Raw genomic sequence first — 21,507 nt, 5'->3', positions numbered from 1 at the left:
GATCATGAGCAAACCCCATCGCATCCTGGTGATCGAGGACGAGGTGGCCATCCGCCGCCTGCTGCGCGCCGTGCTGGCCCCCCAGGGCTGGACTTTGGTGGAAGCGGCGACGGCGCAGGAGGGGCTGGTGCAGGCCCGCCTGCCGGGCGTGGACCTCATCCTGCTGGATCTGGGCCTGCCCGATGGCGACGGCCTGGACCTGGTGGGCAAGCTGAAGGCCGAACGCCCCACGCCCATCATCATCCTGTCCAGCCGAGACCAGGAGGAGGACAAGGTGGCGGCGCTGGACCTGGGTGCCGACGACTATGTCACCAAGCCCTTCGGCACGGCGGAACTGATGGCCCGCATCCGCGCGGCCCTGCGCCACGCCGTGCAGCAACAGGGCGGCCGGTCGGTGGTGAACGCCGGCGGGCTGGAGATTGACCTCATCAACCGGCAGGTGACGCGGGGGTCGGAGAAGCTGCACCTGTCGCCCACGGAGTTCGACCTGCTGCGCTTCCTGGCGGCGCACGCCGGTAAGATTCTGACCCACCGGCAAATCCTCAAGGAAGTCTGGGGACCCGCCAAGGAAGACGAGGTGCAGTACTTGCGGGTCTATATCCGCATGCTGCGCCAGAAGATTGAAAACGACCCCAACGCGCCGGGAATCATTCAGACGGAACCCGGCATCGGCTACCGCCTGGTCATTAGTGAGGAATCTCTTTGATTCAATAGGGATCTTAAGGAAACGAATCGTGGACGGGCATCCATACCCTGCGGGCAGGCGCGTTATGCTGTCGCAGTTGGGGCTTCCCAAAGGCCCCGAGATCGCTTATTTGACGGCCATCGGTCACCAGTACGGTTGTTTTCATGCTCCGCTCCAGCGTGGCGTCCCGATGGGCCTTCGCCGCTCCCAAGGTCGCTGACGTCATGGCGTCGATCGCATCCGATCCGTCATCTGCCCCTTCCGGCACCGGTTCCTCCCTGGCGCCGTCCTCCGTCGGGCTGGGCCTTTCGGTGGCTTCCAAGGACGCCGTCCTGAAGGAAATCGCCCTGCGCATCGCAGCCGCCGGCGCGCTGGATGTCGGCGCCGTCCTGGACGATCTGCGCGCCCGTGAGGCGCTGGGCTCCACCGGCGTTGGCGCCGGCATCGCCATCCCCCACGCTCGCTTCAGCAGCATCACCCGCCCCATCGGCGCCTTCGTCCGCCTGGCCAAGCCGGTGGAGTTCGAGGCCATCGACGGCGCGCCCGTGGATCTGGTCTTCGGCCTGCTGACCCCCGTCCATTGCGGCAACGCCCATCTGCAGGCCCTGGCCCGCATCAGCCGCGCCCTGCGCACCCCCGGCCTGGCCGCCACCCTGCGCGCCGCGCCGGACGCCCTGTCCTTGCACGCCCTGGTCGCCCCCATCCTGGATGCAGGGGCCGCCTGCTGAGGTCACCGTTTTTTCCAGGATACATGCGGCCGCTGAATTGAGCCGCATCAAGGACGCGTGCCGGTCTTAAGCCCACTATGGCGGCATCCCAACCGGAGGATGCCGTCATGGCCGCGCCCGCCCCGACCTTAGAGATTTTCAAGCCCACCGCCGTCCGCCAGATCATGACGCCTGGCGTCCTGACCGTGCGCCCCGAGACCCCCCTGGTCGATGCCCTGCGCCTGATGGTGCGCAACCGCGTCAGCGGCCTGCCCGTGGTGGAGGATGACGCCGCCGCCGACGGTGGCGGCTGCCGCGTCGTCGGCGTCCTGACCGAGGGCGACCTCATGCGCCGGGCCGAAACGGGGACCGAGGTCCACGACCGCTGGTGGCAGCGCATGTTCACCACCCCGGGCGACCAGGCGGACCAGTACAGCAAGATGCATGGCCGCCGGGTGGAGGAGGTGATGACCCGCGACGTCCTGACCGTGGACGTGGACGACGACATCGCCACCGCCGTCGCCCTGATGGACCGCCACAAGGTGAAGCGGCTGCCGGTGCTGGCTCACGGCCACCTGGCCGGTGTCATCAGCCGCGCGGACGTGGTGCGGGCCCTGCTGCACACTTTCGACCTGGCCACCCCTCGGGGGGAGGAGCCGCCGCTGCTGGACGCCGAAATCCGCTACCGTCTGCTGATGGAACTGGCTGATAAGCGCTGGTGGGCCGACAGCCGGGTGGATGTGGTGGTGGAAAACGGTATCGTCACCCTGACCGGTGCCGTCTACGACGCCCGGGTGGCCCAGGCCTTCCGCGTGGTGGCGGAGAACGGCCCCGGCGTGCGGGAGGTGCGCGACCACCTGGTGGTGGCCGAGGGCCTGCCCGGCTGGGCCGGCGTCGACAACGCCTTCGTGGCGTGAGGCAGCTTTCGCCGGCATGCCCGGCAGATTTTGACCGGCGGCACCCGCCCTTTCCGGTGCCGCCGGCGGACGATAACCCGGGAATCAAGGGCTTGTCCTTGGCTTAAAAGTTGCATGTTTGTCGTCCGTCACCCATCGATAGATTTGCGGGAGGGGAGCGATGAACATGATGCCTGTCATCAATCGCGGGGTCGCCACCGGTGTCAACCACCTGGGATCGCCCGGCGATGACACCGCCGCCAGGCAGTCGGCGCTGGGCCAGATTTTTGAGGTCAGTGACACTGACAAGGATGGCGTCCTCGGTGCCAAAGAGGTGGAAGCCGCCGTCGCGTCCGGCCAAGGCGGCACGGCCGATGCCGACGCGCTGTATGGGAGATTGAGCGCGGATGGCGCCCAGGCGGCGGACCGGCAGCGCTTCATGTCCAGCTTCCCGGGCGGCAGCCTGATCGGTCCCACCCTGTATCTCCTGGCCCAGACCAAGGACATGACCGATCATGGCTATGTCCAAACCATGCATCTGGTGTCCCTGGTCAATCCGAAAACGGGGGAGGAGGACGGCGGCGAATACCCCTGGATACCGCCGGAGAAGACCGACCCCGGCGGCCCTGTCGCCCGCGCCAGCCTGGACATGATGTACGGCGCCTTCGGTCAGGTCGTGAACGAGGCCGGCAAGGACATGCTGAAGCAAATGCGGGATAACCAGGCCTTTCTGCCGTGAGCCGTACGGGTGGGGGCGTCGTGCCGGCGCGCCCCCATCATTCCGTGCCCTGTTGACATAAAGCTGATTACTCAGACAAATGGATATGGATGTTAGCGCTATCACAGGCGCGGTCCACCCGGCCTGCCGCACGGCGAGCCGGGCGGCCGCGGCTGCTGGTGGCGCCACAATAAGCAAGGGCCCGCCGTGACACAGGGATGCGGGTCCCAGGGAGAACAGCGTGATGCCACGAAGCTGCGGCCGCGTCCTGGCGCTGACGGCGCTGGTCGCCGTCCTGTCGACCACTGTCCGAGCGGAACAACTGCCCCTGATCTCAGGCTGGCGGGTCCATCGGGGCGAGGCGGCGGGCGCCGAGGCCGTGGCGTTCGATGACAAGGACTGGCGGCCGGTCACCGTTCCCCATGACGCCTCCATTGATGATCGTGCCGACGGCACGCCGCCGTTCGACGCGCAGGCGGTCGCCGGGCAGGACTCCGGCTACCTGCCGGGGGGGCAGGCCTGGTACCGCCGGCACCTGGTGCTGGACGCGGTTCAGGCGGCCCGCGTCATCCGCCTGAATTTTGAAGCTGTCTACATGGATGCCGACATCTGGCTGAATGGCCAGCCGCTGGCGCGGCATCGCTATGGCTACACCGCCTTCAGCCTCGACCTGACGGGCAAGGTGCGCCCCGGCGACAATGTCATCGCCGTGCGGGTCAACCATCCCGATCCGTCGTCGCGCTGGTACGCCGGCACCGGCCTGATCCGCCCCGTCAGCCTGGACATTCTGGACCCTGTCCATCTCGACCCGGTGGGCACGGCCATCACCACGCCCGTGGCGACGGCGGAGCGGGGGCAGGTGGCGGTGCGGTCGGCGGTGGTGAACCGGTCGGCGCACTCGGCGACGGTCGAGCTGCGGTCGCAGGTGGTGGCGGCCAACGGCGCCGTGGTTGCCCAGGCGCGGCAGGTGCGGCCGGTGGCGGCCAATGGCCGTGCGGATCTGGAGCAGCCGCTGGTGGTGGAGCGGCCGGCGCTGTGGTCCCCCGACGCGCCCAATCTCTACACCCTGGTGCAGCAGGTGCGCGTGGGCGGCGCGCTGAAGGATGAGCGGCGCACCCGCTTCGGCATCCGCACCATCACCGTCGATGCGCGCCAGGGCCTGCGCATCAACGGTCAAAAGGTGGTGCTGAAGGGCGGCAACATCCATCACGACAATTACATGATCGGGGCCGCCGGCCTGCCCGATGCGGACGTGCGCAAGGTGGCGCTGATGAAGGCCGCCGGCTACAACGCCATCCGCAGCGCCCACAACCCCGCCAGCCAGGCGACGCTGGACGCCGCCGACGCGCTGGGCATGCTGGTCATCGACGAGGCGTTCGACGCCTGGGACAAGCCCAAGCGCGCCCAGGACTACGCCCGCTTCTTCGCGCAGGATTGGGCGGCCGATCTGGACAGCCTGGTGGTCAGCGGCCGCAACCATCCCAGCGTCCTGTTCTGGAGCATCGGCAACGAGATACCGGAGCAGGGAACGCCGGAGGGGGCGGAGACGGGCCGGCGGCTGGCGGAGCGCGTGCGCCGCCTGGACCCCAGCCGCCCCGTGACCCAGGCGGTCAGCATCGACGGGCCCGACAACGCCCGCCAGTTCGCCGTGCTGGATGTGGCGGGCTACAACTACCGTGCCCACCTGTTCGGCCCCGACCATGTCCAGTTCCCCGACCGGGTCATGTTGACCACCGAGTCCACGCCTAAGGACGCCTTCCAATATTGGCGGCCGGTGGAAACCATGCCCTGGGTGATCGGCGATTTCGTCTGGACAGCGGTCGATTACATCGGCGAGGCCGGTATCGGCTGGATGGGCTACAGCCAGGATTGGCAGAAACTGGCGCCCTATCCCTGGACCCTGGCCTATTGCGGCGAGATCGATGCCACGGGACGCAAGCGGCCGGCGGCCTATTACCGCGAGGTGCTGTGGAGGACGGGCATCGATCCCATTTCCGCCTTCGTGCGCCAGCCGCCAGGGACGGAGGATTTGCCCGACCGGCATTACTTCCCCATCCAGCCGCCGCACCTGGACTGGTCGCTGGATGACGTCCACCCCAGCTGGACCTGGCCGGGGCAGGAGGGCAAGCCGCTGGAGGTGGTGGTCTACTCCGAATTCCCGGAGGTGGAGCTGTTCCTGAACGACCGCAGCCTGGGCCGTCGTCCGGTGGGCGTGGACAGTGAATACAAGGCCACTTTCCAGGTCCCCTACGCGCCCGGCCGCCTGGTCGCCGTGGGCTATCGCGATGGCCAGCCGGCGGGGCGGTGGGAACTGCGCACCGCCGGCGCGCCCGTCCAGGCGCGGCTGTCACTGGACCGGCCGACGGTGCGGGCCAATGGCGCGGATTTGGCCTATCTGACGGTGGAACTGGCCGATGCCGATGGCACGCCCGTCTATGCGCGGGACGCCGATCGCCAGGTGACCGTGTGGGTCGCGGGGGCTGGCGCGCTGGCTGGCATGGGCAACGGCGACCCGCGCGACGCGGGCAGCTTCCAGGCCGGTGAGCGGCGCACCTTCCATGGGCGGGTGGTCGCCGCTGTGCGGGCCGGCACCCAGGCCGGCGCTATCACCGTGGATGTCGCCCTTCCCGGCCTGCCGCCGCAACGTGTCACGTTGAACGCCGTCGCCCCCTGAGGTGGCGGGAACAGGGGTGCTCATGCGCATTCGACGCTTCCTGGCATTGTCCTTGTTCTGTGGCGGCATCCTGGCCGGCGAGGAGACGGCCGCCGATGTGACCTTGCCGCCGCCGCCCTTTGGTCTGTCCGACGTGCGCACCGGGCCCGTGGCCGACCAGCGCGTGGCATGGTGGCGGCAGGCCCGCCTGGGCATGTTCATCCACTTCGGCGTCTATTCGGTCCTGGGTCATGGCGAATGGGCCATGTTCAGTGAGCACATTCCCAGGAACGACTATGCGAAGCTGGCGGATGACTTTCATCCCGATCCCGCGGCTCCCGCCGAGTGGGCGAAGGTCGCGCGGCGGTCGGGCATGAAGTACATGGTGCTGACGGCTCGCCACCACGATGGCTTCTCTTTATTCGCCTCGCGATCGAATGATTTCAACGTCGCCACCCATAACAACGGGCAGGACGTCGTCAAAAGCTACACGGATGCGGCCCGCCGCGAAGGGCTGCGTGTCGGACTATATTATTCGCCCTTGGATTGGCGATTCCCGGGGTACTTCATGCCGGACCTCTATCTGGATTCGGCGGAGGCCATGCGCGACCAGTATCATCGCGAGGTTGAGCAGCTGGCGACGGACTACGGCAAGATAGATCTGCTTTGGTATGACGGCGGCGGCGAGCAGTGGCTGGGCTTCGGCGGCCTGGAGTTCGACGGGGCCAAATGGGGCTCACGCGACCGGGGCAAGCCCTACACGGGTCGATTTTCCTGGCGGGACGGGGAGGTCGACCAGCGTTTGCACCAACTGCAGCCGGACATCCTGGTCAACGATCGCACATCGGTTCCCGGCGATTGGCGGACCCGTGAAAACCCCGTCAACCTGGGGGGCTTCGACGATGTCCAGCCCTGGGAGTTGTGCATAACCCTGGCCGGCACCTGGGGCTACCAGCCGGGGGCGAAGCCGCGGTCGCTGGATGACCTGATTCGCCTGCTGGTCCAGACCGCGATCCGTGACGGCAACCTTCTGGTGAACGTCGGCCCGGCGCCAGATGGGCACATCCCCCCGGACCAGATCGCGCGTCTGGGGGAACTGGGCGCGTGGCTGCAAAAACATGGCCGGGCCATATACGGGACGCGGGGCGGGCCCTTCCTGCCGACGGCGACCATGGGGTCCACCCGCGCGGACAGCACCGTGTTCCTGCATCTGCTGGGCGGGGAGGGCGACCGCCTTCCCACGATCATCACGGTTCCAGAGTTCCCCGGCGGGCCCGCGCTGTTGCGGGCGCGGCTGGTCGGGACGGGGGCCAGCGTGACGGTGCACAAGGGGAAGGGCGGTACGGACATCGGCATTCCCCCGGGGGCGTTGCGGAATGGCGTCGCCATTGTCGAGCTGTCCTATGACGGCCCGGTCATGGGGCTGGCCCCACGGCCCCTGTGACCCCCGCTTCTCCCATGAACAAACAACGACAGGGATGGCCATGCGCTCACCATTGAAGGATTTCATGTCCAGGCGTTTCCTGCCGGCGGTCGGCATGGCGCTGGCTCTCACGTCGGCGGCCCAGGCCGATACCGTGGTGCGAAGGCTGGACGACACCGGCGCGCTGGCCTTGCGCACCGAGCGCGGCGTCCTCACCCTCGAACCCTGGCAGGACGGCATCGTCCATGTCCGGTTCGGAACGCCCGGCTATCATGGCAACTACAATCCCGCCGTCATCGCCCAACCCGGGACTGCCGCCTTCCATGTGGATGAGACACCCGACGCCTATGTGCTGACGACCGCGCGACTGCATGTCCGCGTCGCCAAGCGGACGGCGGCGGTGACCTTCCTGGACGCCAAGGACCATGTGATCCTGGAGGAGGGTGACCGGGACGCCGGAGTGGGGGCCACCCAATGGTTCAAGACCGCGACACCGGTCTACGGGCTGGGGCAGCACCAGAACGGGCTGCTGGACTATAGCGGCCACACCATCCACCTGCAGCAGGCCAACACCGACGTGGGGATTCCCATGCTGGTGTCGCCCACGGGCTTCGGCCTGCTGTGGAACAACGCCTCCGTCACCGATGTCGATGTTGGCACCGGCAAGGCGCCGCTGGGCATCCGGTCCGAGGCGGGGCCGGGCATTGACTATCATTTCATCCTGGGGCCCAAGCTGGACGATGTGGTCGCCGGCTATCGCGCGCTCACCGGGGATGTGCCCCTGATGGCCCGCTGGACCTGGGGCATGTGGCAGTCCAAGGAGCATTACAGCACCCAGGATGAACTGGTCGCCATCCCGCGCCGGTACCGGGACATGGGCGTGCCCATCGATGCCGTGGTGCAGGACTGGCAGTATTGGGCGGCGGGCCAGTGGGGCAGCCACCGGTTCGAGGCGTCGCGCTATCCCGACCCCAAGTCCATGGTCGGGGCGATCCATGACATGCACGTCCACACCATCATCTCGGTATGGCCGCGCTTCGACCTCGGCACCGCCAACCTCGCGGAGCTGGACCAGGCGGGCGCGGCCTTCCCGGACGCCTTCAACAATGTCTTCCCCGTTGGCTTTGGCCGCTGGTACGACGCGTGGAGTCCGAAAGGCCGGGAGATTTACTGGTCGCAGATCATGCGGAACCTGGGCGTCCTCGGCTTCGACGGCTGGTGGCTGGATGGCGATGAGGCCGAGCTGGGAGGCCAGACCGGCGAGATGCGGGAGCAGCTGACCGCCGCCGGTCCCGGCATCGTCGTCAACAACAGCTTCCCCCTGCTGCACACCGGTGGCGTCCATGACGGCATGCGGCGGGACCAGCCGGACAAGCGGGTGTTCATCCTGTCCCGCTCCGCCTATGCCGGCCAGCAGCGCAACGGTGTCATCACCTGGTCGGGGGACACCCACGCCAGTTGGGAGACGCTGGCCAAGCAGATCCCGGCCGCGCTCAATTTCTCGCTGAGCGGCGAGCCCTACTGGTCGGCGGACATCGGCGGCTTCTTCAGCCCTGACCCGGCGAAGGACAAGGCCTATGCCGAGCTGTTCGTGCGCTGGCACCAGTTCGGCGTCTTCAACCCCATGTTCCGTATCCACGGCGCGGGGCAGGGCAAGGAGATCTGGAACTTCGACCCGGCGATCCAGAAAATCCTCATCGACGACGTCACGCTGCGCTATCGCCTGCTGCCCTACATCTATTCCCTGTCCTGGGATGTGCTGAGCCATCGCGGGACGATGATGCGGGCGCTGGCCTTCGACTTCCCCGACGATGCCGACGCCCTGCGCGTCACCGACCAGTACATGTTCGGCAAGGCGTTCCTCGTGTCACCCGTGCTGCAGGCGGGGGCCGTGACGCGCAGCGTCTACCTGCCGGGCGGCGGCCGGTGGTTCGACTTCTGGACGGGGGCGTCGCAGCCGGGCGGGCAGCGGGTGGAGGCGAAGGCGGACCTGGCGACGCTGCCGCTGTTCGTGCGCGCGGGCAGCATCGTGCCGCTGGGCCCCGTCAAGGCCTATGCCGATGCCCCCAGTGACGAACCGCTGGAACTGCGCGTCTACCCCGGCCGCGACGCCGCGTATGAGTTGTATGACGATGAGGGCGACGGCTATGGCTACCAGGCGGGCAAGCGCGCGGTCATTCCCATGGCTTGGTCGGACAAGCAGCGCCGGCTGACAATCCAGGCGCGGGATGGCACTTTCCCAGGCATGTCCCCGTCCATCAGCTTCCGCGTCGTCTGCGGTGCCACGCCGGGGGCGGAGGACGCCAAGACCGTCGTTTACACGGGCACTGCCGTCACCGTTCCCCTGCCGCGCTGCGAGTGAGGAGGGTATGGAAGGGCCGCCCGGCGGAGACGGCCCTTCTCTTCATGGGGGGCGCTCAGGCGGCCAGCAAGCCCTCGGCCTTCAGTGCCACCTGCACCTTGGGGCGCTGGCCCACGCGGGTGACGAAGGCGGCGACCTTGGGATGGGTGGTGAGATCGATGCCCACCTGGGCCGCCCAGGTCAGCACCACATAGGCATAGGCGTCGGCCACGGTGAAGGTTTCGCCGGTCAGATAGCTGCGGCCGTCGGCCAGCGTCCGCTCCAGGTGGGCGAAGCGGCGGTCCAGGTTCTGCTTGGCCATCGCCTTGACCTCATCCGGCGTGGCGGGGTTGAACAGCGGGCTGAAGCCCTTGTGCAGCTCCGTGGCGATGAAGTTCAGCCACTCCTGCACCTTATAACGCGCCCCGCTGCCGGCGGCGGGGATCAGGCCGCTGGCGGGGGCCTGGTCGGCCAGGTATTGCACAATCACGGCACCCTCGGTCAGCAGGCTGCCGTCGTCCAGGATCAGCGCCGGGACGGAGCCCTTGGGGTTGGTTTCCAGGAAGTTGGCGCCCGTCTCGGTCACCTTGGTCTTCAGGTCCACCGCCTCGATACCGATGTCGAGGCCGGCCTCCAACGCCACGATGTGCGGGGAGAGCGAGCAGGCGCCGGCCTTGTAGTAGAGCTTCATGGAATTTCCTCTGCCATTTCTGGGCCCTGGGTCCAGGGCCGCCCTTGGGAAGTGGGACATGGGGGTCCATTCCTAAGGGCGGCGTTGCCGGATGCCAAGCGGCGAAATGGCCGCGCTCACCGCCCCCTTATTGCCCGGAATCACCCGCCACCAGGGCGGCGACGACCTGGGCCAGCGGGGTTTCCCCCTTCAGGGCGTGGGATCCTGCGTCGCGGAACTCGATCCAGCCTTCGTTGAAGCCGTCCAGCATGCGCATGCGGGGGCCGGGGTGCCGCATGCCTTGGGCACGGAACTGCGCCTCCCAGGTCGATCGCGGCACGGCCTGGGCGGTCACCGGACGGCCCAACGCCTGGGCGAAGGCCTGGGCCAGGTCTTTGGGGGAAACCCGGGTGGGGCCCTCCAGATCCACCACGCGCAGGCCGGCCCACGCCTCCTGCAGCAGGCGGGCGGCGGTGCGGCCCACATCCTGGGTGGCGACCATCGGGAAGGGATGGTCCAGCGGCTGCAGGTGGCTGTGCAGCACGCCGGTTTCACGCGCCGCGGCCACGTCCCAGGCGGCGTTTTCCATGAACCAGCCGGGGCGCAGGAAGGTGATGGGCAAGCCCAGGGCCGCCAGGCGCCGCTCACTCAGCGTGTGCTGGCTTAGCAGGTTGTCGTGCGGGGCGTCGGCGCCAATGGTGGACAGGCTGACCACCCGCTGCGGCTGGGCCGCCGCCAGCGCCGTGGCCACGGACTCGATGAGGCCCAGCGTGGCGGGATAGCCCGGCGCCGGGTCGAAGTTGGGCGGCAGCAGGACGAAGACGGCGGTGGCGCCGGTGAAAGCCTGGGTCAGGGCGGCGGTATCCTCCATGGTCGCCTGGGCGACCTCGCAGCCCTTGGCCGCCCAGGTCGCCCCCTTGGCGGCATCGCGTACGACGGCGCGGACCGGCTGGCCCGCCGCCAGCAGCGCCTCGGCTACCGCGCCGCCGACCTTACCCGTGATGCCGGTGATGACGTACATGGTCCTTCTCCTTTATCCAGTGTCGGCCGTAGGCGGCCCGTGGCCTGGTTTTAGGCGGGAGGGGGATTTGAATCAGGCGCATCCTTGTCAGCTGAAGGATGATCTATAGTCACCTTGGCTTGGGCGGTGGGAAGGAGGGAAGGCGATGGGCTTCGACGCGCGTCTGTTGACCGGAATCGGCGTGCTGGCCGCCGTGGTGGAGGCGGGAAACTTCGTGCGCGCGGGTGAGGTGCTGGGCCTGACGCCGTCGGGCGTCAGCCGCGCCGTCGCCCGGCTGGAGGCGCGGGTGGGGGTGCGCCTGTTCGACCGCAGCCCCCGCGCCGTGACCCTGACGGAGGAGGGGCGGCGCTTCCACGCCCAGGTGACGCCCCTGTTGGCCGGGCTGGAAGAGGCGGCGCTGGACGCGGCCGGGGCGGCGGCCACGGTGGACGGGCGCCTGCGCGTCTCCGTCGATCCCTGGTTCGCCCGCATGGTGCTGGCGCCCCGCCTGCCGGACTTCACGGCCCGCTATTCGGGCCTGGTCCTGGACATGACTGTCAGCAATCACCGGGAGGAGATGATGGCCGGCGTGGACGTGGCGGTGCGTTTCGGCCCGCCGGACGTGGCCTCCCTGATCGCGCGCAAGCTGCTGGAGACGCGGGTGCTGACCTGCGCCTCGCCGGATTATCTGGCGCGGCGGGGAACGCCGGTAACGCCGCAGGACCTGAAGGGGCACGAGGGCGTGCTGTTCCGCAACCCGCAGACGGGCCTGCCCTTCGGGTGGGAGTTTCACCGCGGGATGGAGCGGGTGACGGTGGCGGTGGCCGGCCGGGTGGTGATGGACGACCCGTCCGTGGCCGTCGCGGCCTGCGTCGCAGGGCAGGGGGTGTTCCAGAGCTTCGAGCTGGGCCTGGGCCCCTGGCTGGCGTCCGGCCAACTGGTGCAGGTGCTGCCCGACTGGGCGGAGGAGCGCTATCCCCTCTACGCCTACCATCCCAGCCGCCACCTGCCACCGGCCAAGGTGCGGGCCTTCCTGGATTTCGTGCAGGAGGTGGCGGCGGGGGCCTGACACCCCGCCGCCCCCGCATATCCTTCCCGCGCGCCTTACGGTGTCGCCACGTGCCAGGCACCGTTCGCCAGGCCGTCGCCGGTGATGTCACCCGGCTTCCCGTCCTTCACGAAGGTGTAGAGCGGCTTGCCCTTGTAGGCCCACTGCTTGGACCCGTCGTCGCGGGTGATGATGGTCCAGTCGCCCTTGGCCCCGGCGTCGGCGGTAGCCGGCAGGGCCGGCCAGTTCTTGGCGCACGCGGCGATGCAGTTGGACTGCCCGCTCATGTCATGGTCGAAGGTGTAGAGGGTCATGCCCTTGGCATCCACTAGGGTCTTGCCCTTGGCGGTTTCCGCTACCGTGGCGCCCGCTGGACCTTGCGCGGAGGCGGGCACCGAAAGGGCGATGCCGACGGTCAGCAGGGTGGCTGCGATGATCTGTTTCAGCATCTCTGGATTCCTCCCGTGGTCGAGCCATTGGTCGGTGTGGGACCGCTCGGTTGACGCATTCGACCGAAGCCTTATTCCGTCGGTCGCCGAATTTTTACGCGTGCCGAACAGATGTGCAGGCATGACGGTCAGCCATGCCCGGGCGGCACTTGTCAGGGGCCCGGCTTTGCCCAGATTCTCAAACGGCAGGTAGCGATTTCCTGCCGCCCCCGGATGAAAGGCACTGTGACGACGATGCTCGTCGCCCTCATCATATCGTGCGCCCTGTTCATGGAGAACCTGGACGCCACCGTCCTCGCCACGGCCTTGCCGGCCATGGGGGAGAGCCTGGGCGTCAGCCCCATCCATCTCAGCCTGGCCATCACCGCCTACATCCTCAGCCTGGCGGTCTTCATCCCCATCAGCGGCTGGGTGGCCGACCGCTTCGGCTCCAGCCGCGTCTTCCGTGCTGCCATCGTGCTGTTCACCCTGGGCTCCATCGCCTGCGGGCTCAGCCAGTCACTGCCGCAATTGGCCCTGGCCCGGCTGCTACAGGGCGTGGGCGGCGCCATGATGGTGCCGGTGGGCCGCCTGGTGCTGCTGCGCACGGTGCCCAAGGACCAGCTGGTCCGGGCCATGAACTATCTGACCACGCCCGCCATGGTGGGCCCGCTGATCGGCCCGCCCATCGGCGGCCTGCTGACCACCTACCTGTCCTGGCGCTGGATCTTCTTCATCAATATCCCCATCGGCCTGCTGGGTCTCTACCTCTCCTGGCGCTATATCGCCGATCATCGGGAGGAGGCGGTGGCCAAGCTGGACGGCTGGGGCTTCGTGAATTCCGGCGTGGCCCTGGCCGCCTTGATGGCCGGGTTCGAGTCCATCGGCCGCGACGGCGTGGACTGGCGCGTGGCGCCGTCGCTGCTGGCCCTCGGCGTGCTGGTGGGCATCGTCGCCGTGCGCCACTCGCGCCGCCATCCCCACCCGCTGGTGGACCTGGACCTGCTCAAGACCGCCACCTTCCGCATCAGCGTGCTGGGCGGTTCCCTGTTCCGCATCTGCATGGGCGCCATCCCCTTCCTGCTGCCGCTGATGCTGCAGGTGGGCTTCGGCATGACAGCCTTCGTCTCCGGCCTGCTGACCTTTGCCACCGCCGCCGGCGCCCTGGTGATGAAGATGACCGCCGGCCCCATCCTGCGCCGCTACGGCTTCCGCCAGGCGCTGGTGATCAACAGCGTGCTGTCGGCCCTGCTGACTGGTGCCATTGGCCTGTTCCGGCCGGACACGCCGGTGCCGCTGATCCTGCTGGTGTTGCTGGTGGGGGGCTTCTTCCGGTCCCTGCAGTTCACCGGCCTGAACACCCTGGCCTTCGCCGACGTGCCGGCAGCCCGCATGAGTGCGGCCACCAGCCTGTCGTCCATGGTGCAGCAGGTGTCGCTGGGCATGGGGGTCGCCACCGGCGCGCTGCTGCTGCACACCACCCTGGCCCTGCATGGCGGCGCCCAGTTGGTGCCGCACGACTTCATGGTGGCCTTCCTGACCGTGATGGTGATCGGCCTGGCTTCGTTCCTCTTCTTCATCCGCCTGGACCCGGATGCCGGCGCCGAGGTGAGTGGCCACCATAGCCACCCGCTGCGGCCAGCGACGGAGCATGCCGCAGGGGACGACTGAGGTCGGACGCGCCGACGGGCCCGTCTCGCCGTGGGGGTGCGCCTGTGACAGGGCGAGTGTCCCGAGGCCGACCATCCATCCTGAAATTCCTATTTAGGATCTTCCTTCACCGACGCCTTCAAGCGATCGAGGCGGGCGCCCGTTTTCACGGATGGCCGCCACGGAAGCATGGCGGCTATCTGCGAAAGTATCTAGTGATGATATTGTTTATTCGTCACTAGACACTCATCTTAATGAGGCAGCTTGATGCTGCTCCCGCCCCGTGACGGGGCGGGCTGGTTTCAGCAGATGAGACAGATGATGGTCGCCTCGATCCATGGGAAGTTGCGTGCGCCGGTCACAGCCTTGGTTTTGTCTGGGGTTCTGTTTAGCGTCATGTCCGGTTCGGCGCTTGCTGCGACGGACCCGGATCCGGCAAAAGCCTTCATCGCGTCGCTGGCGGGGAAACAGGAACCTGTCGCGCAGGCCATCGTCACCCCGTCCTTGGCCCAGCCCCTGGACGATCCGGCCCGGCTGTTCATCGATCGCCTGGCGGGCAAGCATGAGGGCCCGTCCCACGCCGTGTCGGCGGACGCGGACACGCACCCTGATCAGGACTTTATAAATCGCCTGGGCGGTCGGTCATTCTAGGGGGAGCGATCGGCGGGGTGCGATCGACGGTGCCGGGCGTCATCCCCCGTACGTGTGCTCCGGCAGGCCCGGCACGTCGACGCGGAAGCTGAAGATGCCGCCCGACTGCGGGTGGCGGGCCAGTTCGGCCTCATCCAGCTTCTGGCGGGCGGTGGTGACGTAGGCGGTCTTCAGGTCGGGGCCGCCGAAGGCGATCATGGTGCACAGGCGGGCGGGGATGGCCACCTGTTCCAGGATGTCCCCCTGGGGCGACAGGCGCACCACCCGGCCGCCGTCGTACAGCGCCGTCCAGTAGCAGCCCTCCGCATCCACCGAGGCGCCGTCGGGTCGGCCCAGGCCGTGCGGGAACTGGTGGAAGACGCGCTGGTTGGCGATACGGCCCGACGCCAGGTCGAAATCGTAGGCGTAAATGACGTGGTTGGGCGTGTCCGACAGGTAGAAGGTGCGGTCGTCGGGCGAGAAGGCGATGCCGTTGCTGGTGAGGAAGCCGGTGGCGACGTCCGTCACCTGGCCGTCCACGTCCAGGCGGTAGAGGGTGCCGTTCCGGTGCTGCTTGGTGCCGTCCAGGGTGCCGGACCAGAAGCGCCCCAGCCGGTCGCAGCGGCCGTCGTTGAAGCGGTTGTCGGGCCGCGCCTCCTCCACCTGGGCGCCCAGGGGCGCGGGCTCGGCGCTGAAATCCGACAGCAGGGCAAAGCCGTCCTTCATGCCCAGGGCGAAGCCGTGGGCGCCATGGCGGGCGAGGCAGGCGGCCGGCTGGGTGAAGCCGCGCTGCACGTCCTGGCCGGTGGCGGGGTCGAAGCGGTGCAGCGTCTTGGCGGGGATGTCCACCCAGTACAGCACGCCGCCCCCGGCGTCCCCTCCGTTCGGGTCCCAACGCGGGCATTCGCCCAACTGGGCCTGGGCGTCCAGAACGCAGCTGACTTCACGCATCGTTCGTCCTCGTTAACCTGAGCTCGTGACCGGCAGGCACCATACCGGCAGCGAGCCGGCCAAGGCCAGCGCGTCAACATGCGGGCGGGTTAGACAGGGGGGACGGATTGGACAGAATGACCGGCGGCGTTTTCGGGACTCCCCGCCGCCGGGCAAAAGGATTAAGGGTAGACCCTGCAAAGAACGACCAACTCATCCCGGCGCCCGCAACGCCGGGGTTCCAGTTCCGGGCCTGACCATGACCGCATCCCCCACGCCGCGCCGTGCCGCGCTGGCCTTCGTTTTCGTGACGGCACTGCTGGACGTCCTGGCTCTGGGCATCGTCATCCCGGTCCTGCCTGATCTGGTGAAGGGCTTCGTTGGTGGCGACAATGCCCAGGCGGCGCATATGGTGGGCCTGTTCGGCACCCTGTTCGCCGCCATGCAGTTCCTGTTCTCCCCCCTCATCGGCGCGCTGTCCGACCGGTTCGGCCGGCGGCCCATCCTGCTGGTCTCCTGCTTCGGCCTGGGGGTGGACTATTTGCTGATGGCCGTGGCGCCCAGCCTCGGCTGGCTGGTCGTGGGCCGCATCGTCTCCGGCATCACCGCCGCCAGCTTCACCACCGCCTCGGCCTACATCGCCGACGTGACCCCGGCGGAAAAGCGCGCCGGCGCCTTCGGCATGCTGGGCGCCGCCTTCGGCCTGGGCTTCATCGTCGGCCCGGCGGCGGGCGGCTTGCTGGGCGGGATCGAGCCGCGCCTGCCGTTTTGGGTGGCGGGGGGCTTGAGCCTGCTGAACGCCTGCTACGGCCTGTTCGTGCTGCCGGAATCGCTGCCGGCCGACCGGCGCGGCGCCTTCTCCTGGCGGCGGGCCAACCCGTTGGGCGCCTTCGCCCTGCTGCGCGGCGCGCCCGGCCTGCTGGGCCTGGGGGGCATCGTCTGGCTCTACTATCTGGCGCATGAGGTGCTGAACAACACCTTCGTCATCTACGTCAACGACCGCTACGGCTGGGGGCCGGAGTCCGTGGGCCTGACCCTGGCAGGGGTGGGCGTATGCAGCACGGTGGTGCAGGGCGGCCTGGTCGGCCGGGTGGTCAAGCGCCTGGGCGCGCGGCGTACCATGATGGTGGGCCTGGTGGCGGGTGCCGCCGGCTTCACCACCTTCGGCGCCTCCCCCGTGGGCGCGGGCCTCCTCTGCGGCATTCCCCTGGTGGCGCTGTGGGGCATGGTCGGCCCCTCGGCCCAAAGCATGATGTCGGCCCAGGTGGCGGCGACGGAACAGGGGCTGTTGCAAGGCACCCTGGTCAGCATCCGCGGCATCACCGGCATGATCGGCCCCCTGCTGTTCACCAGCGTACTGGCGGACAGCGTCGGCCCCTTCGCCATGCTGCCCCAGGGATCGCCCTTCATGCTGGCCGCCGTGCTGCTGGTGGCGGCGCTGGCTTTGGCCTTTGTCGTCACCCGGCCGCAGCGGGCGATGGCATGAAAGGGCGGCCTAATATTGGCCCCCTATGACGCGCCGGCGCGCTGAGCAATTGAATAAAAAGCGACCGATCTTCTTCATAATTAAAGTGTAATCTTTTGCAAACCGTCATCTAAAAGAAATATACGGCCTATACAAAAGAGAGATGTCACGCGGGTGCCGGGCGCCCGACGGCGTTTCCTACGGCGTCCCGAAAGCTGGATAGCGGGGCGGCCGTGCGCCCAAGAGCCCGCTGTGACAGGAAAAATCCCAGGCTCCCCTCAGGTGGGGGCGCCAGCGGGGGCACCTCTCGAGTGGGCGACGGCCGATGTGGGAAGACAATAGTCCCGTGATTGCGGAGAAGACGCGGCCGCAAATACTGGTCGTCGATGACACGCCTGACAACCTCAAGATCATGAGCGGCCTGCTGAAGGACGATTACCACGTCCGTGTGGCCAATTCCGGTGAGCGGGCCCTGGCCGTGACCGCCGCCCACCCCAGCCTGGACCTGATCCTGCTGGACATCGTCATGCCCGGCATGGATGGGTATGAGGTCTGCCGCCGGCTGAAAGCCAATTCGGCCACGCGCGACATCCCCGTTATCTTCCTGACCGCCCGCAACGAGGTGGCGGATGAGGAGCGGGGCCTGGCCCTGGGCGCCGTCGACTACATCACCAAACCCATCAGCCCGCCCATCGTTCTGGCCCGCGTGAGCGCCCATCTGCGGCTGAAGGCCATCGCCGACCTGCTGCGCGACAAGGCCGACTTCCTGGAGGCCGAGGTGGCCCGGCGCACGCGGGAGGTCATGGCCATCCAGGACGTGACCGTCATGACCCTGGCCTCATTGGCGGAAACCCGCGACACCGAAACGGGCAACCATATCCGCCGCACCCAGTTCTACGTCCGTGCCCTGGCCATCCGGCTGCGCCACCATCCGCGCTTCGCCGGCTACATCACCGACAGCCGCATCGACACCCTGTTCAAGTCGGCGCCGCTGCACGACATCGGCAAGGTCGGCATCCCCGACCGCATCCTGCTGAAGCCGGGCCGCTACGTGCCCGAGGAATTCGAGATCATGAAGCGGCACACCACGCTGGGCCGCGACGCCATCGAGGCGGCGGAGGACGCGCTGGGCGCTCCGGTCGAGTTCCTGACCTGCATCAAGGAAATCGTCTATTCCCACCATGAGAAGTGGGACGGCAGCGGCTATCCCGAAGGGCTCTCGGGCGACGCGATCCCCATCTCCGCCCGGCTGATGGCCGTCGCCGACGTCTACGACGCCCTGATCAGCCGCCGCGTCTACAAGGACGCCATGCCGCACGAGCAGGCGGCGGCCATCATCGCCGACGGTTCGGGCAGTCATTTCGATCCCGATATCGTCAAGGCGTTCCTGGAGATCGAGGACGAGTTCCGGGCCATCGCCGAGCGCTTCGCCGACCAGGACGGATTCCTGGACGGGAAGCGCGACTATCTGGCGATGGCGGCCGAGGGCCGGTGAAAGAGCACGAGTGAAAAAGGGATCGGGGAGGCCCGGCTTAACGCAGGGGCTGCACATGGACACTGCGGGCGCGGATAGGATGGCGACGGATGAGGCAGCGGCGGCGGTGCCGGTGGTTTATCGCGCGCGCGACATCCTGCAGCCCGCCCAGGGCATCAGCGAGCGCACGCCCTGCGGCGATGTCGTGCAGATCTTCCTGGGCGCGCCGCTGCTGCCCTGCGTTGCGGTTGTGGACGACTTGGGCGGGGTGCTGGGGCTTATCGCCCGCGAATTCCTGTTGTCCACCTTCGCCCATCAGATCAAGTCCGAACTCTACCGCCGCCGGCCGGTGGCCTTCATGCTGGGCCGGCCCTACCTGTGCGTGGATGTCGATACGCCGCTGGATGACGTCAGCGCCATGATCGCCAGCGACCATCCCAAGGCGCTGACGGAAGGCTTCCTGATCACCGACCAGGGGCTGTACGCGGGCGTGGGCACCGGTGTGGCACTGCTGAGCCGCATCGTCGCCATGACCCGTACCCGCGCGGTGGAACTGGACGCGGCCCGCCATACCGCCGAGGCGGCGTCCCAGGCCAAGGCGGACTTCCTGGCCAACATGAGCCACGAGATCCGCACGCCGATGAACGCCATCATCGGCATGAGCCACCTGGCGCTGAAGACCGAGCTTACCCCCCGCCAGCGCGATTATCTGACCAAGATCCAGCGGTCCAGCCAGCACCTGCTGGGCATCATCAACGACATCCTGGATTTCTCGAAGATCGACGCCGGCAAGCTGACCATCGAGCAGGTGGAGATCCGGCTGGATGAGGTTCTGGACGGTGTCGCCAACTTGGTGTCGGAACGGGCGGCGGCCAAGGGGCTGGAGTTCGTCTTCGACGTGGACGCGGCGGTGCCCGGCAACCTTATGGGGGACCCGCTGCGCCTGGCGCAGATCCTCATCAACTTCGCCGGCAACGCCGTCAAATTCACCGAGACGGGCCGCATTTCCATCAACATCCGCGCCATCGAGGAGGATGAGGCCTCGGTGACCCTGCTGTTCCAGGTGGCGGACACCGGCATCGGCATGACGGCGGAACAGCAGGCCCGACTGTTCCGCAGTTTTGAGCAGGCGGACACCACCACCACCCGTCGCTTCGGCGGCACGGGCCTGGGCCTGGCCATCTCCAAGCGGCTGGCGGAGCTGATGGGCGGCGCCGTCGGTGTCGACAGCGACTATGGCAAGGGGTCCTGCTTCTGGTTCACGGCCAAGCTGGGGCGGGTGCCCACCAGCCAGCCGCTGCTGCCCCGGCCCGACTTGCGCGGCCGCCGCGTGCTGGTGGTGGACGACAGCCGCAACGCGCGCCGGGTGATGTCGGCCATGCTGACCTCCATGTCCTTCCGCGTCGACGGGGCGGGGGACGGTCGCGCCGCCATCGCCGCCATCAAGGAGGCCGCCGCCGCCGGGGCGCCGTATGACGTGGCTTTCCTCGACTGGCAGATGCCGGACCTGGACGGCATGGAGACGGCGCGGGGCATCGGCGCGCTGGGCCTGGCCCATCCACCGCACCTGATCATGGTGACCGCCTACAGCCGCGAGGACGTGCGCCGCGCGGCGGAGCAGAGTGGCATTGAGGACGTGCTGATCAAGCCGGTGAACTCCTCCGTCCTGTTCGACGCCGTCATCCGCGCCATCGCCGGCACTGAGACGGTCGAGCCCAAGACCAGGGCCGGCGACCTGCCCGCCGACTTCGAAGCCTTGCAGGGCCTGTCCGTCCTGCTGGTGGAGGACAACGACTTCAACCAGCAGGTGGCGATCGAGCTGCTGACCGACGTGGGCGTCGGCGTCGAGTTGGCGGAGAACGGCGCCATCGCGCTGGAGAGGATCGCGGCGCGGCGCTATGACGCCGTGCTGATGGATGTGCAGATGCCGGTCATGGATGGCCTTACGGCCTCGCGCCGCATTCGGGAGATGGGCGAGACGGCGCTGCCCATCATCGCCATGACCGCCAACGCCATGGCCTCGGACCGGGAGCGCTGCCTGGCCGCGGGCATGAACGATTATGTTTCCAAGCCCATCGATCCCGACCAGCTGTTTGCCGTCCTGGCGCGTTGGGGACAGGGCAGGACCGAGGTGGCGGGGCCTCGCCCCCTGCCGCTTGTCCCCCTGCCGCTTGTTATGGGGAAGCCAGCTGAGCCGGTGCCGGAGCGCGCCATCGACATCCCCGGCATCGACGCGGAGGAGGGGCTGCGGCGGGTGCGCGGCAAGCGGGCGCTGTACGCCGACATCCTGAAGAAGTTCGCCGCCAACCAGCGGGCCACCCCCGCCGCCATCCTGGACCGCTGGCGCAGCGGCGACGCCGCCACGGCGGAGCGGCTGGCCCACACCCTGAAGGGGGTGGCCGGCACCATCGGCGCCGGTGAGGTGCAGCGCGCGGCGGCGGCGGTGGAGGCCGCCTTGCGCAGCGGTGCCGCGCCGGAACGGACGGTGTCCATCCTGACCCCGCTGCTGGAGGATGTGGCGGCCGGGATCGAGCGCTGGCTGGCCCAGGACGCACCGGCCCCGGCGCCAACGGCCTCGCCGGATGCCGACCCGGCCAAGGCTGCGGCCCTGTTGGCACGTCTGCGCGACCTCCTGGCCGACAACGACCCCGAAGCCGAGGAACTGGCCGAAAGCAACCTGCACCTGCTGCGCACCGCCCTGCCGGCCCCCCGCGCCGACGACTTCATCCAGTCGGTGCGCGGCTTCGACTTCAGCCGCGCGCTGGAGTTGATGGAGCCGTGACTGGCTT

General features: G+C 68.3%; 17 protein-coding genes. 13 read left to right on the top strand and 4 right to left on the bottom strand.

What is annotated here, in order from left to right:
* Nucleotides 1-4: 4 nt before the first annotated feature.
* The 7 genes from FBZ87_RS06445 (at nucleotide 5) to FBZ87_RS06415 (ending at nucleotide 9,444) form a co-directional block, all read left to right on the top strand.
* Nucleotides 5-706, top strand: a complete 702-nt coding sequence (locus FBZ87_RS06445; protein WP_145609500.1) for a response regulator — start codon at nucleotides 5-7, stop codon at nucleotides 704-706.
* Nucleotides 707-909: 203 nt separating this feature from the next.
* Nucleotides 910-1,413, top strand: a complete 504-nt coding sequence (locus FBZ87_RS06440; protein ID WP_145609499.1) for a PTS sugar transporter subunit IIA — start codon at nucleotides 910-912, stop codon at nucleotides 1,411-1,413.
* A 107-nt stretch (nucleotides 1,414-1,520) separates the two neighbouring features.
* The gene (locus tag FBZ87_RS06435; RefSeq protein WP_186454612.1) at nucleotides 1,521-2,309 is read left to right on the top strand and encodes a CBS domain-containing protein; all 789 of its coding nucleotides are present in this window, start codon (nucleotides 1,521-1,523) and stop codon (nucleotides 2,307-2,309) included.
* Nucleotides 2,310-2,469: 160 nt separating this feature from the next.
* Nucleotides 2,470-3,027: an EF-hand domain-containing protein gene (locus FBZ87_RS06430; RefSeq protein ID WP_145609497.1), complete on the top strand. Its 558-nt coding sequence runs from the start codon at nucleotides 2,470-2,472 to the stop codon at nucleotides 3,025-3,027.
* A 223-nt stretch (nucleotides 3,028-3,250) separates the two neighbouring features.
* Complete coding sequence (locus FBZ87_RS06425) at nucleotides 3,251-5,680, top strand: glycoside hydrolase family 2 TIM barrel-domain containing protein (protein WP_145609496.1); 2,430 nt, start codon at nucleotides 3,251-3,253, stop codon at nucleotides 5,678-5,680.
* Nucleotides 5,681-5,702: 22 nt separating this feature from the next.
* Nucleotides 5,703-7,103 (top strand): alpha-L-fucosidase, encoded by a 1,401-nt coding sequence (locus FBZ87_RS06420; protein ID WP_145609495.1) that lies wholly within the window; start codon nucleotides 5,703-5,705, stop codon nucleotides 7,101-7,103.
* A 64-nt stretch (nucleotides 7,104-7,167) separates the two neighbouring features.
* Entirely contained in the window at nucleotides 7,168-9,444 is a 2,277-nt protein-coding gene (locus FBZ87_RS06415; protein WP_246134265.1) for a glycoside hydrolase family 31 protein, read from the top strand.
* Between the two features lie 55 nt (nucleotides 9,445-9,499).
* Here the strand turns inward: FBZ87_RS06415 and gstA are convergent, their stop codons facing one another.
* Nucleotides 9,500-10,114 (bottom strand): glutathione transferase GstA, encoded by a 615-nt coding sequence (gstA, locus tag FBZ87_RS06410; RefSeq protein WP_145609493.1) that lies wholly within the window; start codon nucleotides 10,112-10,114, stop codon nucleotides 9,500-9,502.
* A gap of 127 nt (nucleotides 10,115-10,241) precedes the next feature.
* On the bottom strand, nucleotides 10,242-11,114 hold the full coding sequence (locus FBZ87_RS06405; protein WP_145609492.1) for an NmrA family NAD(P)-binding protein: 873 nt from the start codon (nucleotides 11,112-11,114) through the stop codon (nucleotides 10,242-10,244).
* A gap of 145 nt (nucleotides 11,115-11,259) precedes the next feature.
* Between FBZ87_RS06405 and FBZ87_RS06400 the strand changes: the two genes are divergently transcribed.
* A complete protein-coding gene (locus FBZ87_RS06400; RefSeq protein WP_145609491.1) occupies nucleotides 11,260-12,162 on the top strand; it encodes a LysR family transcriptional regulator in 903 nt (300 codons plus the stop codon).
* A gap of 35 nt (nucleotides 12,163-12,197) precedes the next feature.
* On the opposite strand, the gene FBZ87_RS06395 is transcribed toward FBZ87_RS06400, so the two are convergent.
* Nucleotides 12,198-12,590 (bottom strand): COG4315 family predicted lipoprotein, encoded by a 393-nt coding sequence (locus tag FBZ87_RS06395; RefSeq protein WP_145609490.1) that lies wholly within the window; start codon nucleotides 12,588-12,590, stop codon nucleotides 12,198-12,200.
* Nucleotides 12,591-12,824: 234 nt separating this feature from the next.
* Between FBZ87_RS06395 and FBZ87_RS06390 the strand changes: the two genes are divergently transcribed.
* Nucleotides 12,825-14,240: a DHA2 family efflux MFS transporter permease subunit gene (locus FBZ87_RS06390; RefSeq protein WP_145609792.1), complete on the top strand. Its 1,416-nt coding sequence runs from the start codon at nucleotides 12,825-12,827 to the stop codon at nucleotides 14,238-14,240.
* 246 nt (nucleotides 14,241-14,486) lie between these two features.
* Nucleotides 14,487-14,870 (top strand): hypothetical protein, encoded by a 384-nt coding sequence (locus FBZ87_RS06385; protein ID WP_145609489.1) that lies wholly within the window; start codon nucleotides 14,487-14,489, stop codon nucleotides 14,868-14,870.
* Nucleotides 14,871-14,909: 39 nt separating this feature from the next.
* On the opposite strand, the gene FBZ87_RS06380 is transcribed toward FBZ87_RS06385, so the two are convergent.
* Nucleotides 14,910-15,800 carry an SMP-30/gluconolactonase/LRE family protein gene (locus FBZ87_RS06380; RefSeq protein WP_145609488.1) on the bottom strand — a complete coding sequence of 297 codons (891 nt, stop codon included), beginning with the start codon at nucleotides 15,798-15,800 and terminating at the stop codon, nucleotides 14,910-14,912.
* A gap of 238 nt (nucleotides 15,801-16,038) precedes the next feature.
* On the opposite strand from FBZ87_RS06380, the gene FBZ87_RS06375 reads away from it, so the two are divergent.
* The 3 genes from FBZ87_RS06375 (at nucleotide 16,039) to FBZ87_RS06365 (ending at nucleotide 21,500) form a co-directional block, all read left to right on the top strand.
* Nucleotides 16,039-17,265 carry a TCR/Tet family MFS transporter gene (locus FBZ87_RS06375; RefSeq protein WP_186454611.1) on the top strand — a complete coding sequence of 409 codons (1,227 nt, stop codon included), beginning with the start codon at nucleotides 16,039-16,041 and terminating at the stop codon, nucleotides 17,263-17,265.
* A 304-nt stretch (nucleotides 17,266-17,569) separates the two neighbouring features.
* Nucleotides 17,570-18,739: a response regulator gene (locus tag FBZ87_RS06370; RefSeq protein WP_145609487.1), complete on the top strand. Its 1,170-nt coding sequence runs from the start codon at nucleotides 17,570-17,572 to the stop codon at nucleotides 18,737-18,739.
* A 55-nt stretch (nucleotides 18,740-18,794) separates the two neighbouring features.
* Complete coding sequence (locus tag FBZ87_RS06365) at nucleotides 18,795-21,500, top strand: response regulator (RefSeq protein WP_145609486.1); 2,706 nt, start codon at nucleotides 18,795-18,797, stop codon at nucleotides 21,498-21,500.
* Nucleotides 21,501-21,507: the final 7 nt, after the last annotated feature.

This window comes from Nitrospirillum amazonense, from assembly GCF_007828035.1.
In the GTDB taxonomy this organism is placed as follows: domain Bacteria; phylum Pseudomonadota; class Alphaproteobacteria; order Azospirillales; family Azospirillaceae; genus Nitrospirillum; species Nitrospirillum amazonense.
The sequence above is the reverse complement of the archived record's forward strand: the minus strand, read 5'-3'. Positions and strand labels throughout refer to the sequence as shown.

Bases quoted from the DNA above. Each gene is read 5' to 3' on its own strand.
- FBZ87_RS06445 (WP_145609500.1), top strand. From the start codon at position 5: ATGAGCAAACCCCATCGCATCCTGGTGATCGAGGACGAGGTGGCCATC.
- FBZ87_RS06440 (WP_145609499.1), top strand. From the start codon at position 910: ATGGCGTCGATCGCATCCGATCCGTCATCTGCCCCTTCCGGCACCGGT.
- FBZ87_RS06435 (WP_186454612.1), top strand. From the start codon at position 1,521: ATGGCCGCGCCCGCCCCGACCTTAGAGATTTTCAAGCCCACCGCCGTC.
- FBZ87_RS06430 (WP_145609497.1), top strand. From the start codon at position 2,470: ATGAACATGATGCCTGTCATCAATCGCGGGGTCGCCACCGGTGTCAAC.
- FBZ87_RS06425 (WP_145609496.1), top strand. From the start codon at position 3,251: ATGCCACGAAGCTGCGGCCGCGTCCTGGCGCTGACGGCGCTGGTCGCC.
- FBZ87_RS06420 (WP_145609495.1), top strand. From the start codon at position 5,703: ATGCGCATTCGACGCTTCCTGGCATTGTCCTTGTTCTGTGGCGGCATC.
- FBZ87_RS06415 (WP_246134265.1), top strand. From the start codon at position 7,168: ATGTCCAGGCGTTTCCTGCCGGCGGTCGGCATGGCGCTGGCTCTCACG.
- gstA (WP_145609493.1), bottom strand. From the start codon at position 10,114: ATGAAGCTCTACTACAAGGCCGGCGCCTGCTCGCTCTCCCCGCACATC.
- FBZ87_RS06405 (WP_145609492.1), bottom strand. From the start codon at position 11,114: ATGTACGTCATCACCGGCATCACGGGTAAGGTCGGCGGCGCGGTAGCC.
- FBZ87_RS06400 (WP_145609491.1), top strand. From the start codon at position 11,260: ATGGGCTTCGACGCGCGTCTGTTGACCGGAATCGGCGTGCTGGCCGCC.
- FBZ87_RS06395 (WP_145609490.1), bottom strand. From the start codon at position 12,590: ATGCTGAAACAGATCATCGCAGCCACCCTGCTGACCGTCGGCATCGCC.
- FBZ87_RS06390 (WP_145609792.1), top strand. From the start codon at position 12,825: ATGCTCGTCGCCCTCATCATATCGTGCGCCCTGTTCATGGAGAACCTG.
- FBZ87_RS06385 (WP_145609489.1), top strand. From the start codon at position 14,487: ATGCTGCTCCCGCCCCGTGACGGGGCGGGCTGGTTTCAGCAGATGAGA.
- FBZ87_RS06380 (WP_145609488.1), bottom strand. From the start codon at position 15,800: ATGCGTGAAGTCAGCTGCGTTCTGGACGCCCAGGCCCAGTTGGGCGAA.
- FBZ87_RS06375 (WP_186454611.1), top strand. From the start codon at position 16,039: ATGACCGCATCCCCCACGCCGCGCCGTGCCGCGCTGGCCTTCGTTTTC.
- FBZ87_RS06370 (WP_145609487.1), top strand. From the start codon at position 17,570: ATGTGGGAAGACAATAGTCCCGTGATTGCGGAGAAGACGCGGCCGCAA.
- FBZ87_RS06365 (WP_145609486.1), top strand. From the start codon at position 18,795: ATGGACACTGCGGGCGCGGATAGGATGGCGACGGATGAGGCAGCGGCG.